Source organism: Arthrobacter agilis, from assembly GCF_002953615.1.
GTDB classification, from domain to species: Bacteria; Actinomycetota; Actinomycetes; order Actinomycetales; family Micrococcaceae; genus Arthrobacter_D; species Arthrobacter_D agilis_B.
This window is the reverse complement of sequence record NZ_CP024915.1, coordinates 1,806,781-1,818,444: the sequence shown is the minus strand read 5'-3', so window position 1 is coordinate 1,818,444 and position 11,664 is coordinate 1,806,781. Positions and strand designations below refer to the sequence as shown.

The 11,664-nt window shown below is 69.3% G+C and carries 14 protein-coding genes; 2 read left to right on the top strand and 12 right to left on the bottom strand.

Annotated elements, in window-relative coordinates; translation table 11 throughout:
• From CVO76_RS08700 to CVO76_RS08690, 3 genes are all read right to left on the bottom strand, one after another.
• The coding region (locus tag CVO76_RS08700; protein WP_208738996.1) for a phytoene desaturase family protein at nt 1-473 on the bottom strand (473 nt) is incomplete at its 3' end.
• Nucleotides 474-514: 41 nt separating this feature from the next.
• Nucleotides 515-1,624 carry a lipid II:glycine glycyltransferase FemX gene (locus CVO76_RS08695; RefSeq protein ID WP_208738995.1) on the bottom strand — a complete coding sequence of 370 codons (1,110 nt, stop codon included), beginning with the start codon at nt 1,622-1,624 and terminating at the stop codon, nt 515-517.
• On the bottom strand, nt 1,621-3,261 hold the full coding sequence (locus CVO76_RS08690) for a glycosyltransferase family 87 protein (protein ID WP_208738994.1): 1,641 nt from the start codon (nt 3,259-3,261) through the stop codon (nt 1,621-1,623). The genes CVO76_RS08695 and CVO76_RS08690 overlap by 4 nt, the downstream gene beginning before the upstream one ends.
• Before the next feature lie 191 nt (nt 3,262-3,452).
• Between CVO76_RS08690 and CVO76_RS08685 the strand changes: the two genes are divergently transcribed.
• Nucleotides 3,453-4,538 (top strand): inositol-3-phosphate synthase, encoded by a 1,086-nt coding sequence (locus tag CVO76_RS08685; RefSeq protein WP_208738993.1) that lies wholly within the window; start codon nt 3,453-3,455, stop codon nt 4,536-4,538.
• A gap of 85 nt (nt 4,539-4,623) precedes the next feature.
• Here CVO76_RS08685 and CVO76_RS17330 read toward each other — a convergent pair whose 3' ends face one another.
• Nucleotides 4,624-4,932 (bottom strand): hypothetical protein, encoded by a 309-nt coding sequence (locus tag CVO76_RS17330; RefSeq protein ID WP_244185832.1) that lies wholly within the window; start codon nt 4,930-4,932, stop codon nt 4,624-4,626.
• Between the two features lie 18 nt (nt 4,933-4,950).
• Nucleotides 4,951-5,223, bottom strand: coding sequence for a MerR family transcriptional regulator (locus tag CVO76_RS17325; RefSeq protein ID WP_244185831.1), 273 nt, complete (start codon nt 5,221-5,223; stop codon nt 4,951-4,953).
• Here CVO76_RS17325 and CVO76_RS08675 point away from each other — a divergent pair.
• The gene (locus CVO76_RS08675) at nt 5,213-5,566 is read left to right on the top strand and encodes a hypothetical protein (RefSeq protein WP_208738992.1); all 354 of its coding nucleotides are present in this window, start codon (nt 5,213-5,215) and stop codon (nt 5,564-5,566) included. The two genes, CVO76_RS17325 and CVO76_RS08675, sit on opposite strands and share 11 nt — an antisense overlap.
• Here CVO76_RS08675 and CVO76_RS08670 read toward each other — a convergent pair.
• The 7 genes from CVO76_RS08670 to CVO76_RS08645 all read right to left on the bottom strand — a co-directional run.
• The gene (locus tag CVO76_RS08670; RefSeq protein WP_208738991.1) at nt 5,563-7,230 is read right to left on the bottom strand and encodes a formate--tetrahydrofolate ligase; all 1,668 of its coding nucleotides are present in this window, start codon (nt 7,228-7,230) and stop codon (nt 5,563-5,565) included. The genes CVO76_RS08675 and CVO76_RS08670 overlap by 4 nt on opposite strands.
• 26 nt (nt 7,231-7,256) lie before the next feature.
• The gene (locus CVO76_RS08665) at nt 7,257-8,027 is read right to left on the bottom strand and encodes a phosphatase (protein WP_208738990.1); all 771 of its coding nucleotides are present in this window, start codon (nt 8,025-8,027) and stop codon (nt 7,257-7,259) included.
• A 32-nt stretch (nt 8,028-8,059) separates the two neighbouring features.
• Complete coding sequence (mshA, locus tag CVO76_RS08660; RefSeq protein ID WP_208738989.1) at nt 8,060-9,307, bottom strand: D-inositol-3-phosphate glycosyltransferase; 1,248 nt, start codon at nt 9,305-9,307, stop codon at nt 8,060-8,062.
• 316 nt (nt 9,308-9,623) lie between these two features.
• Nucleotides 9,624-9,746 (bottom strand): hypothetical protein, encoded by a 123-nt coding sequence (locus tag CVO76_RS17515; protein WP_279628568.1) that lies wholly within the window; start codon nt 9,744-9,746, stop codon nt 9,624-9,626.
• Nucleotides 9,747-10,072: 326 nt separating this feature from the next.
• Complete coding sequence (locus CVO76_RS08655) at nt 10,073-10,228, bottom strand: hypothetical protein (protein WP_208738988.1); 156 nt, start codon at nt 10,226-10,228, stop codon at nt 10,073-10,075.
• Nucleotides 10,229-10,347: 119 nt separating this feature from the next.
• A complete protein-coding gene (locus CVO76_RS08650; protein WP_244185830.1) occupies nt 10,348-10,998 on the bottom strand; it encodes a histidine phosphatase family protein in 651 nt (216 codons plus the stop codon).
• A partial coding sequence (locus tag CVO76_RS08645) for an HDIG domain-containing metalloprotein (RefSeq protein WP_208738987.1) occupies nt 10,995-11,664 on the bottom strand: 670 nt, incomplete at its 5' end. The genes CVO76_RS08650 and CVO76_RS08645, both read right to left, overlap by 4 nt.

The window sequence follows — 11,664 nt, the reverse complement described above, 5'->3', positions numbered from 1 at the left end:
TGCTCGAGGGTCGCGAGCCCGAAGCGCAGCGCGGCCAGGGGGCTCTTCGGGATGCGCACCACGTGGTTCAGCGTGAAGGCGAGGATGGCCCGCTCGCGCTCGCTCAGGGGCTGCATCAACCGGCGGTAGGCTTCGCCGTCCTCCCCGAGGCCCTCCACCGTCCTGTCCAAGCTGCGGTACGCGATACCCGCGCGGCCGCCGTCGAGCGGATGGGCGAACGACACCTCGGGGACCGCGAAGCCGATGCGACGGCTCAGCTCGAAGTCGCGGAAGAAGGGGGAGGCGAGTGCCATCGGATGGACCGCCGAGCAGAAGTCGTGGAGGTGCCCCTCCTGCATCAGCTCGATGGAACGCGAACCGCCCCCCAGCGTCGCAGATGCTTCGTGGACCCGGACGGACAGTCCCGCCCGTGCCATGACGACCGCGGCCGCGAGACCGTTCGGGCCCGCACCGACAACCTCGACATCTGGCATGGCACTTCCTCTCCTGCCGTGCGGGACCACCCCGCCCGGCGCTAGGTCTCCGCGGTGGGTGTACCGGGAGCGGTCTGCCCCGTCCGGAACCGCCGCACGAGGCCCGCGGCACGCCGGACGGCACCCCGCAGGGTACTCGGGCCCGTCCGGCGCACGGCGAGCAGCGACGCGACGACGGCATATCTTCTGGGGTCCAGCGGGATGTCGTAGGTCGTGGGAACCACCACGACGTTCTTGGAGAAGTTCCGCTTGAAGGTGGTGACGTTCGCGAGTCCTGGGTAGTTCTCGCTCACGATGCCCGTCAGGCCGCACGCCGTGTTGCCCGCGGCCCTGAGCACCCTGAACGCCTCCCACAGCAGCAGGTACGGCGCGAAGGTGCTGCGCGCCTCGTGCGTGCTTCCGGCGAAGTAGTAGACGGAGTATCCGCGGTACTCGGTGGTGATCAGCCAGCTCAGGGGTGCACCGTCCCGGTAGGCGACCAGGAGCCGCAGATGGTCCCCCAGGACCGTCAGCAGCGTCTCGTAGTAGGCCGAGTCGAAGGACTGGAACCCGTCCCGCTCCGCGGTCTCCTGCATGATCGGGAACAGCTGCGCCGCGAAGACCTCTTTCCATTCCTCTCGGGGAATGGAACGCACCTCGACGCCGTTGCGCTGGGCCCGACGGATGCTGTTGCGGGCATTCGGCCGGAAACTTCTCAGCAGGTCCGCTTCCGACGGCGTCAGGTCCACGACGATCTCGCGCTCGTACCAGCCGTGCTCGATGGGACCCGTGGCCGGCGCCTGCAGGGTGGCCACCTGCATGCGGACGTACAGGGGATGGGCGTCGGCGGAGTCGCGGAACTGCCGGCGCACCGTCTCCATCAGGACCCGTTCCGCGGCCGGGGTCCGCTCGGCGAACCACACCGGACCGTTGACGACCACCACCGACTCCCTGAAGCGACGCACGATGTGCACGTAGCTGGCGGTCGCCACCAGGGTCCCAACCTCGTCCCGGTAGGACCAGATCCCCAGGGGCGAGCGCCCGAGCGCGCGTTCGAACTCGACCCAGTCGGGCGTCTGCTCGATGGGGATGACGACGTGCGGATGGGCGTCGGCGATCGCGGCGAAGGCGGTCCCGTCGAGCTTGCTGTAGTTCAGGGGTGCTGCAGTCACTGATGGTCTTCCACTGGTCCTGATGATGGCGCGCGGGCGGCCGATGTGCGCTCCAGTGCCGGCCCGGGACCGAGATCCGCCGGCACGGGAACGGCTTCCCCGCGGTCCTGCCAGCCTATCGGAGCAGCGCGGGCGGAGTTCTTCCGTGCCGTCCCGACCGGTGTCGCCGGGACCGCCCGCCCGCGCCCGCGCCCGGCGGCTCCGGTCGACACCGTGCCGGATCGCAGGACGAAGCGGTCGACGGCCCCGTCGAAGGGGCCTCCCTGGGGGTCGTCGATGCCGACACGCCGCACGATGTCCCGCTCGGGCGCCAGGATCTCCCCGACGACGACAGCCAGGACGTATGCCGTAGCGAGAATATGAGCGAGGACCGCCCAGGAGTACATACCGAGCCCGAGGTTGTGTTCGGGGGCGCCACCGCTCGTCCGACCCCCGAGGTACAGCCAGACGGCGATCCAGTGGAGCACTTCGACGAGCTGCCAAGCGAGGACCACGCGCCAGCGGGGTACGGCGAGGGCGATCAGGGGCACCAGCCAGAGCGCGTACTGGGGTGAATAGACCTTGTTGCAGAGGATGAACGCGCCAACGATCAGCAGGGCGAGCTGAGCCAGGCGCGGGCGCCGTTCGGCTCGCAGGGCGAGCACTGCGATCCCGGCACAGGCGAGGGCGAAGAGGATCATCGCGCCCGCCGTGATGGCTGCGGGAGACAGCGTCGCCGCGCCGGCCCGATCGGCGAGGGCGTTGTAGACGTACCAGCCCGAGGAGAAGCCGGCGTCGCGCGACTCCGAGAACGTCAGGAAGTACGCCCACCCTTCCGGGTCGCGGAGCAGGAAGGGCACATTCACCGCGGCCCAAAACGCCACCGCGCCCAGGGAGGCGGAGAGGAACGGCCGGATCCGCCCCGACCGGAGCGCGAGGACCAGGACGGCACCGAGCAGCAGCACGGGGTACAGCTTCACGGCAGCGCCGAGGCCCCAGAGAGCGCCCGCGAGGACCGGGCGGTCTCGGGCGAAGGCCAGCATCCCGGCCGTCGCGAGCAACACGGCCCACAGGTCCCAGTTGATGGTGCCGGACAGGATGATGACGGGTGCGGTCGCGACGACGACGGCATCCCACGGCCTTCGGTTCGCCAGCCGGAGCGTGGCGAGCACCGTCAGGATCCATATGCCGGTGAGGAGCACCGCGTTCAGGTCGAAGTAGAGGAGCGACTTCGTGCCGGGCGCGGCGCCGCCCGCCAGGAGGTCCACGAGGACGGCGGTGCCCGAGGCCAGCAGGCCGAGCAGCACCGGGTACTCGAAGAGCACCCCCGGTGTGATGAAGGGCAGGATCCCCTCGCCGAGGCCGCGGCTCTGGTAGAGCTCCGCCCAGTCCGAGTAGCACGCCCGGTAGAAGTAGTCGGGGGAGGACCACCCCTGGAGCCGACACGGGTTCTTGACCACCACGGCCAGTACGGCCGCGGCGACCGTGAGGAGGATGAGGACCCGCTCGACCGTGAACCATCGGGGAGCGATCCGGCCCGGATCGGCGTGCCGTCCCAGGGGCCCGCCGACTCCCTCGACCAGTGGCCCGAGGACGGGGTCCGAACGGGTGGGGACGCTGATGCGGTACGGTCCGCGTGTCCCCGTCCCCGACGTCATCCACCGAGCCTAGCGGCAGGCCGGCGCACCCCGGTGCGGACGGGACGCAGCTTGACGCGCCCCGTCCGGGAAGGCAAGGAATGGAGGAGCACGCGGCGGAGTTGGATACTGAACGTAGACTGGCATTTCCTGCCGACCGCGCCCGGAGCGATGACGGTCGGGGCATATTCAACTGGCTTTCGAGGAGAACTGTGGGACAGAACCCCATTCGCGTGGCAATCATTGGAGTCGGCAACTGTGCCGCGTCACTGGTGCAGGGAGTGCACTACTACCGCGACGCGGATCCGGCGGGAACGATTCCCGGCCTGATGCATGTCGAGTTCGGCAAGTACCACGTGGGGGACGTGCAGTTCGTGGCGGCGTTCGACGTCGACGGCAAGAAGGTCGGTCACGACCTCGCGGAGGCGATCGGCGCCAGCGAGAACAACACCATCAAAATCGCCGACGTGCCCCCCACCGGCGTGATCGTCCAGCGCGGTCACACCCTCGACGGCCTGGGCAAGTACTACCGCGAGACGATCGTCGAGTCCGACGAGGAACCCGTCGACATCGTCGCCCAGCTCAAGGCCTCGAAGACCGATGTCCTGGTCTGCTACCTGCCCGTGGGCTCCGAGCACGCCGCGAAGTACTACGCGCAGTGTGCCATCGACGCCGGCGTCGCGTTCGTCAACGCCCTGCCCGTGTTCATCGCCGGCACCAAGGAATGGGCCGACAAGTTCACCGATGCCGGGATCCCCATCGTGGGCGACGACATCAAGAGCCAGATCGGCGCCACGATCACGCACCGTGTCATGGCGAAGCTCTTCGAGGACCGCGGCGTCACCCTGGACCGCACGTACCAGCTGAACGTCGGCGGCAACATGGACTTCAAGAACATGCTCGAACGCGACCGCCTCGAGTCCAAGAAGATCTCCAAGACCCAGGCCGTCACCTCCAACGTCAAGGCCGAACTGCACGCGGACGACGTCCACATCGGCCCGTCCGACTACGTCGCCTGGCTCGATGACCGCAAGTGGGCGTTCGTCCGCCTCGAAGGCCGTAACTTCGGCGATGCCCCTGTGTCCCTCGAGTACAAGCTCGAGGTCTGGGACTCCCCGAACTCGGCCGGTGTCATCATCGACGCCATCCGCGCTGCGAAGATCGCCCTGGACCGCGGCATCGGCGGTCCGATCCTCTCCGCGTCCAGCTACTTCATGAAGTCGCCGCCGGAGCAGTACGCCGACGACATCGCCCACGAGAAGGTCGAAGCCTTCATCCGCGGCGACCTCGACCGCTAGGCAGGACACTGAGCAGGGCCGGGACGCCGTCGGCGTCCCTGCCCTGCTCATCCGGCCCTGCTCATCCGGCCCTGCTCATCCGGCCCTACCTGTCGGGCCCTTGCTGCGGCAGGTACCGCCGGATCGCATGGCTCGCCTGCGCCAGGGCGACCAGTTCCAGGATGAGCTGGTGATGCATGTGCATGCCGATGGCTGCCGTCAGGATCATGCCCTCCAGGTCGTCCTGCGCCGCGGTGAACGACAGCTGGGCATCGGCGATGCCATCCGCCGCGCGCCCGTACGCTGCCAGCACGTCGACGTCGGGGCCGAGACCCACGGCATCCATGGCGGCGACCTGCTCGTCGACGGCGAGACGGGCGTCGCTCTGTTCGTGCGGCCAGCCCATCGCGCGCACGAGGGCGTCGACCTTCGGTTATAGCTCGCCCCGCCGGCCGCCGAGGCCCAGGACCACCGACTGCACTGTTGAGAGCAGCGCCAGGCGCTGCGTGTCCGAGGCGCCCGCCCCGGCTGCGGCGCCCAGGATCCGCCGGATGTCCTCGAGCCCCAACCCGACCGTGGAGCGCAGCCCCTGGATCAGCTGCAGCCGGCGGACGTGCCTCTCCCCGTAGTCGGCCCGCGTGGGGTTGATGGCCTTCCCTGCCTCGAGGAGCCCCGACCGGAGGTAGAACTTGATGGTGGCGGGCATCAGCAGCTTCGGGATCGTGTCCGACGGGCACTTCAGCTGGCGACACGGACTCTCCGCCTTCACCACGGTGACGGTCAGCCTGGGCATCGCCGCGGCGGTGAGGGGCAACATCCTGGGGCACCTGCTGAACATGGTGGGCAGCTCCTTCGGCCTGCTCGTCGCGTTCGTCTTCGCGGCCGCTGTCCCGTCCCGGGCGATCCCCCGCCTGCTGGTCGGCGATCCGTCGACCGCGTGGCTGGTCGCCGCGTTCGTGGCCGGCAGCGTGGCGGCCCTGTACCTCGCCGTGAGGCCGCGACGGCGTCGCCCCGCGCTCCGTGTCGGGCGCGTCCGTGTCCCGTCCTAGAACAGGCCGACGGCGTTCCCCTCGCCGTCCACGTCCATCCGCAGCGCGGCCGGCTCCCTCGGCAGCCCGGGCATGGTCATGACGGACCCCGTCAGGGCGACGATGAAGCCGGCTCCCGTCTTGGGGATGAGATCCCGGACATGCACGGTGAAGCCCTTCGGTGCTCCGAGGAGGCTCACGTCGTCGGAGAACGAGTACTGGGTCTTCGCCATGCACACCGGCAGACCGGACCAGCCGTTGGCCTCGATCTCCTTGAGGCGCCGTAGCGCCGGGACCGAGAAATCGACGCCGTCGCCCCCGTAGATCTCCTGCACGATCGTGCGGATCTTGTCCTCGACGGAGAGTTCGAGGGGGTACAGGTGCGAGAAGCTCACGGGACGTCGGAGCGCATCGAGGACCTTGGCCGCGAGCTCATCGCCGCCGGGCCCGCCGCCGCCCTGCCCCCACACGTCCGCGACGGCGGCCTCGATGCCCTCGCCCGCACACCATGCCAGCAGCCAGTCGAGCTCCTCCTGGGCGTCGGTGGCGAACCTGTTGACCGCCACGACGGGCGGGATGCCGAACTTCTCGATGTTGCGGACGTGCCGGAGGAGATTCGCGGTGCCCGCCTGGAGGGCATCCACGTCCTGCTCCCCGAGGTCCTCCTTCGCGACCCCGCCGTGCATCTTGAGCGCGCGGATCGTCGCGACGATCACGACGGCGTCGGGGGCCAGGTCGGCCGCACGCGCCTTGATGTCCAGGAACTTCTCGGCGCCGAGATCGGCGCCGAAGCCGGCCTCCGTCACGACGATGTCCGCCAGGCGCCGGGCCGTCCGCGTGGCGATGACGGAATTGCAGCCGTGGGCTATGTTCGCGAACGGACCGCCGTGGACGAATGCCGGCGTTCCCGCGATGGTCTGGACGAGGTTCGGCTTGATGGCGTCCTTCAGCAGCAGCGCCAGCGCGCCCTCCACCTGCAGCTCGCGGACGGTCAGCGGCGTACGGTCGTAGGTGTAGCCGAAGGTGATGTTGCCGAGTCGCTCCTTCAGGTCCTCGAGGTCCCGGGCCAGGCAGAAGACGGCCATGATCTCCGAGGCCACCGTGATGTCGAAGCCGTCCTGACGCGGCGTGCCCTGGGCGGGCCCGCCGAGGCCGATGACCACCTCCCGGAGCGCCCTGTCGTTGACGTCCAGGACGCGCTTGAAGGTGATGCGCCGGGGATCGATGCCGAGTTCGTTGCCCTGGTGGATGTGGTTGTCGATCAGCGCGGCGAGCGCGTTGTTCGCCGAGGTGATCGCGTGGAAGTCGCCGGTGAAGTGCAGGTTGATCTCGTCCATCGGCAGCACCTGGGAGTACCCGCCTCCCGTGGCTCCGCCCTTCATGCCGAGCACCGGACCGAGGGACGGCTCCCGCAGGGCGATCATCACGCGCTGCCCGGCGCGGGCGAGGGAGTCCGCGAGGCCCACGGTACAGGTGGATTTGCCCTCGCCGGCAGGCGTGGGGCTCATGGCACTGACCAGGACCACCCTGCCGGGTGTACGACCGTCGTCCGGCAGCAGGCGCGGATCGATCTTGGCCTTGTAGCGGCCGTGGAATTCGAGCGCCTCCCGCGGGATCCCGGCGGCATCCGCGATGTCCTCGATGGGCCGGATCGAGGCAGCCCGGGCGATCTCAAGATCGGTCATGGGGAAAACCTATCAGCGGTTGCGGATCAGGCCGGGGGCAACCCGGCACGTTCCAGGACGTAGGCGATGAGTGGTTCGTACAGCCCGGGCCATACGTTGTCGTCGAGCGGGACGGCGACCTCCACCTGGCCCTGGGCTTCCGAGACGAAGAGCCCGGGGTCGTTGCAGTCGGCGAATCCGATGGTCGGCAGCCCCGCACTGGCGGAGTGTCCCGCCCACCCGTGATCGGCCACCACGAGGTCCGGCGGCTCGAGCCCCTCCGTGGCGAGCGTATCGAGGCTCAGCCGCATGGGTTCCGGGAAGTGCGTGTGCATGAGTCCGCCGTGCTGATGCCAGACGAGGACGCCGAAGACCTGGCGGATGTCCCCGGCTCCGAAGCGTCGCCCCTCCGGTACGCGGACCACCGTGGCACCGGCCGCCGCGGCGGAACGGGCGAAGGCCGCGTGGACGGGCAGCAGGCCTGCGGGGTGGCCGGTGGCGAAGAGGATCCGTTCGCCGCGGTGCGCGGAGGAACCGAGGCGGTCCGCGAACCGGTCGAGCGCCGCGACGCATCTGGCGGCATCGATGGTGTCCTGGCCTTCGGTGTGGGCCGGATCCCCGCTCGTGCCGACGCGCTCGTGCATGAGGTCGAAGACCTCGTCGAACGACCAGGGTCGCGTGCGGGTGACGCCGAACTCGAGGTGCTCGTTCCCCTCGAGGAAGAGGCGCATGTGCTTCAGGTTGTCCTGCCGCGGAGTGGCCACCTTGCCGGTGATACGAACGGAATCGAGGTATTCGGCGAGTTCGGTGGGGTTCACCCGTCCATCCTAGGCGCCGCGGGAGGCGTGCTTCAGCGCGCGGTGGCCGCGGGGAAACGCTCGACGGCGGTGCGGTAGCTCTGTGCCGTCAGCAACGCCGTGCGCTGCCAGCCGAAGGCGAGGGCGTGCATGGCGGCTCCGCGTCCGAGCGTCGCGCGCAGCTCCGCGTCGTCGTGCAGGCGTTCCAGGGCGGCCGCCCACGCGGTCGCGGAGTGCCCGTCGACGAGGAGGCCGCTCCGGCCGTGGCTGACGGCCTGGGGCAGGCCGCCGACATTGGCGGCGACCACCGGGGTGCCGCACGCCTGGGCCTCGAGCGCCACGAGTCCGAAGGACTCGCTGAAGGACGGCATCACCACGGCATCCGCGGACCGGAACCACTGGGCGAGGTGGGCTGCCGTCACGGGCGGGTAGAGGCGGATGTCATCGGTGAGGCCGGCGCCGTCGATGAGGGGCTGGAGCTTGAGGGCTTCGGAGCCGCTGCCCGAGCCGAGGATGCTCACCGCCAGGGGGATGTCCGGCCGCCGACGGCGGAGTTCGGCGGCTGCCGCCACCAGGACCTGGGGTCCCTTGAGTTTCTGGATCCGCCCTGCGAAGACCACGTGGAACTGATCCGGCGGGAAGGCGAGGGCCGTGCGCGCAGCGTCCCGGTCGCCAGGGTGGAAGGTCGACAGGTCGACGCCGGGGGCGACGACGTCGACCCGGTCGCGGGTGGCGCCGTACAGGGAGACCAGTTCGGCGGCCTCGGTCCTCGTGTTGGCGATGAGCCGGGCGGCGCCGGTGACGATGTCCTGTTCCCCGGCGATCCGCTCGGCCGGCTCCGGTGAGCTGATCGCCTTCATGTGCAGGTTCTTGACCTTGGCCATGGTGTGCATGCTGTGCACGAGCGGCAGGTTCATCTCCCTGCTGAGCGTGAGTCCCACGGTTCCGGAGACCCAGTAGTGGGAGTGCAGGACGTCGAAGTGGCCGTCGGCGAGCAGCCCGGCGACATCCGTGATCGCATCGGCGAACGTGGTCTTCAGCCCTGGCAGTGCCTCCTTGGGGATACGGTGGCGTGGACCGGCATCGAGGTGGTGCACCACCACGCCGTCTCCGAGGATCTCGCGGCGCGGCCGCCCCTCACCGGCTTCCCGCGTGAAGATCTCGACCTCGATGCCTACCCTGGCGAGTTCGAGCGCCGTGCTGCGGACATAGACGTTCATGCCGCCCGCGTCGCCCGCGCCGGGTTGCTCGAGCGGGGAGGTGTGCAGGGACAGCATGGCCACGCGCCGGACGCCGGACACACCCTCTCCTTTCCGACCGGCTGTGGGGAAGGACCGGTCGAGTGACCCTCACGACCCTATAACGCCCTGTCAGCGCGCCCCATTCCGCTCGCGCCGCCCTCCGGCACACTGCGGATACGGGATGGAGGAGGCGGAAGCCCACGCTGGACAGTGCGGGCTTCCGCCTCCGCTCGGGAGAGACACTCCGAAGGTCCTGTCTCCTCGGGACGGCAGGGTTCGGACGGCCGGGTTCGGACGGCCGAGCACTGGCAGCACGCCGGGATCGCTGTGGTGACCGCCGGCAGGGCATCGCTTCCGACCGGCTGTCCACCGCCGGTCACTTGATGTACATGGTGTGCTGGGGCAGCGTGAGGCGGTGGGAGGAGTCCCAGGCTCCGCCCGACCGGTCCGGCCAGATCCGTCCCCAGAGCGAGGTCCTGTTCCGCCATCTCCTCAGCATGCGTCGCACCTCCTTCCTCCGCTGGAAGCCGGGCACGGGATCGGCAGTCGTACCCGGCAGCTCCGGACCGGTCAGCGGCGTCAGTGATCCGCTCAGAATGAATTCGCCCCGGCCGGGACGAATTGTTCCTCCGGGTCCGGGTATTGCGTTCGTATCGGGTGAATGGGCAGGGGGTAGCGGTGAATTGGGCATGACGGACCTTCGATAGGTGAAAGGGGCAGGGAATTGCCGATAAAGGGCGCTGCCGGGAAAGGAGACACGAGGAAGCCGCGCACGGGTGCGGGGATGATGCTGGACCAGCCGGCTACTGCCGGTGCGCCGACTTCCTAGTGCGTACGGCGAACGAAGGCGGGATTGGCGCTGCGGGCAAAGGCTCCGCTGAGCATGGTGTTCACAATCTCCACCTCCATTTCATCGAGTGCATTGACGGTCGCGTGGCCCGGGCGTCCCTCGTCGATCGAGTCGGGAAGGCCCAATGGCACGTGAGTAAAGTTACCCCACGAAATGCACTGCGGCATAGACCTTTTCGTGAATTGATCGGACAATTCACGAAAAGGTGGGAGAAGGGGGCGTTCCGATGGCGTCCGCGGGTCGCTGGAGGCTAGAGGTTCCAGTGCACGATCGCGGGTGTGCGCTTGTCCCAGCCGAGCGCACAGACCGCGGCGGTCCCCAGGACGAAGTGCCGTCCTTCGATACCGCCGAACTGCAGCCATCGGGCCGCGACGATCCGCAGGAAGTGACCGTGTGCCACGAGCAGCGCGTTCTCGACGGGCTTCGCCGCGGGCTCCCTGTCCGCCGGGGTCCCGCAGCCTGCCTGGACCCTGGCGATGACGCTGTCGGCCCGCTCGGACACCTGGTCGAGCGTTTCCCCGTTGGGGACGCCGTCGTTCCAGATCAGGTAGCCGGGGTTCTCCTCGCGGACCACCGCACTGTTCCGCCCCTCATTGTCGCCGTAGTCCCACTCGTGGGCGAAGGGCAGGACTTCCGCGTCCGGGAAGCCGGCCAGCTCCGCCGTCCGGACGGCCCGTTGCAGGGGTGACGTCACCACGAGATCGAAGTCGATGCCCTGGAGGTGTTCGCGCGCGGCGAGCGCCTGTTCCTCGCCGTGCGGCGTCAGCGGGAGGTCGGTCAGGCCCGTGTACCGGCCGTCCCTGGACCACTCCGTCTCGCCGTGCCGCAGCAGCCACAACCTGGGGAGGGGGGTTCCCGCCGGAGTCAGGTCCGGTGCTGCCGCGCCTGTCATGGGCTTCATGCTTCGCTCTCCTGGGATTCGGGCTGCTCGCTCCACCACTGGCGGAGCTTGGCTTCGGCTGCTGCCGGGTCGTGGGGTCCGTGCTCCATGCGCTCCTCGAGGAGGAACCGGTAGGCGCGGCCCACGACGGGCCCCGGGCGGATGCCCAGGAGTGTCATGATCTGTTCGCCGTCGAGGTCCGGCCTGATCGACGCCAGTTCCTCCTGCTCGGCGAGCGCGGCGATCCTGGTCTCGAGATCGTCGTAGGCGAACGCGAGCCGCTCGGCCTTGCGCCGGTTCCGCGTGGTGACGTCGGAGCGGGTCAGGCGGTGCAACCGCTCGAGGAGGGGGCCGGCATCGCTCACGTACCGCCGTACAGCGGAGTCGCTCCAGCCCGCTTCCCCGTAGCCGTAGAAGCGCATGTGCAGCTCCACCAGGCGGGCGACGGCCTTGATCGTGTCGTTGTCGAACCTCAGTGCTCTGAGCCTCTTGGAGGCGAGCTTCGCGCCGACGGCGTCGTGGTGACGGAAGCTCACCGCCCCTCCGGGTTCGAACTTCCGCGTCGCGGGCTTCCCGATGTCGTGGAGGAGCGCGGCGAAGCGCAGCACGACGTCCGGTGCCGGCACGGGCCCGTCGTCGCCCGTCTCGAGGGCGCAGGCCTGCCGCAGCACCGTCAGCGAGTGCTGG

Excerpts from the sequence above, each read along its gene's own strand:
- CVO76_RS08650 (WP_244185830.1), bottom strand. The coding sequence starts at position 10,998 with ATGAAGCCCATGACAGGCGCGGCAGCACCGGACCTGACTCCGGCGGGA.
- CVO76_RS08670 (WP_208738991.1), bottom strand. The coding sequence starts at position 7,230 with ATGACCGATCTTGAGATCGCCCGGGCTGCCTCGATCCGGCCCATCGAG.
- CVO76_RS08690 (WP_208738994.1), bottom strand. The coding sequence starts at position 3,261 with ATGACGTCGGGGACGGGGACACGCGGACCGTACCGCATCAGCGTCCCC.
- CVO76_RS17515 (WP_279628568.1), bottom strand. The coding sequence starts at position 9,746 with ATGCTGAGGAGATGGCGGAACAGGACCTCGCTCTGGGGACGGATCTGG.
- CVO76_RS17325 (WP_244185831.1), bottom strand. The coding sequence starts at position 5,223 with ATGCCCGCCACCATCAAGTTCTACCTCCGGTCGGGGCTCCTCGAGGCA.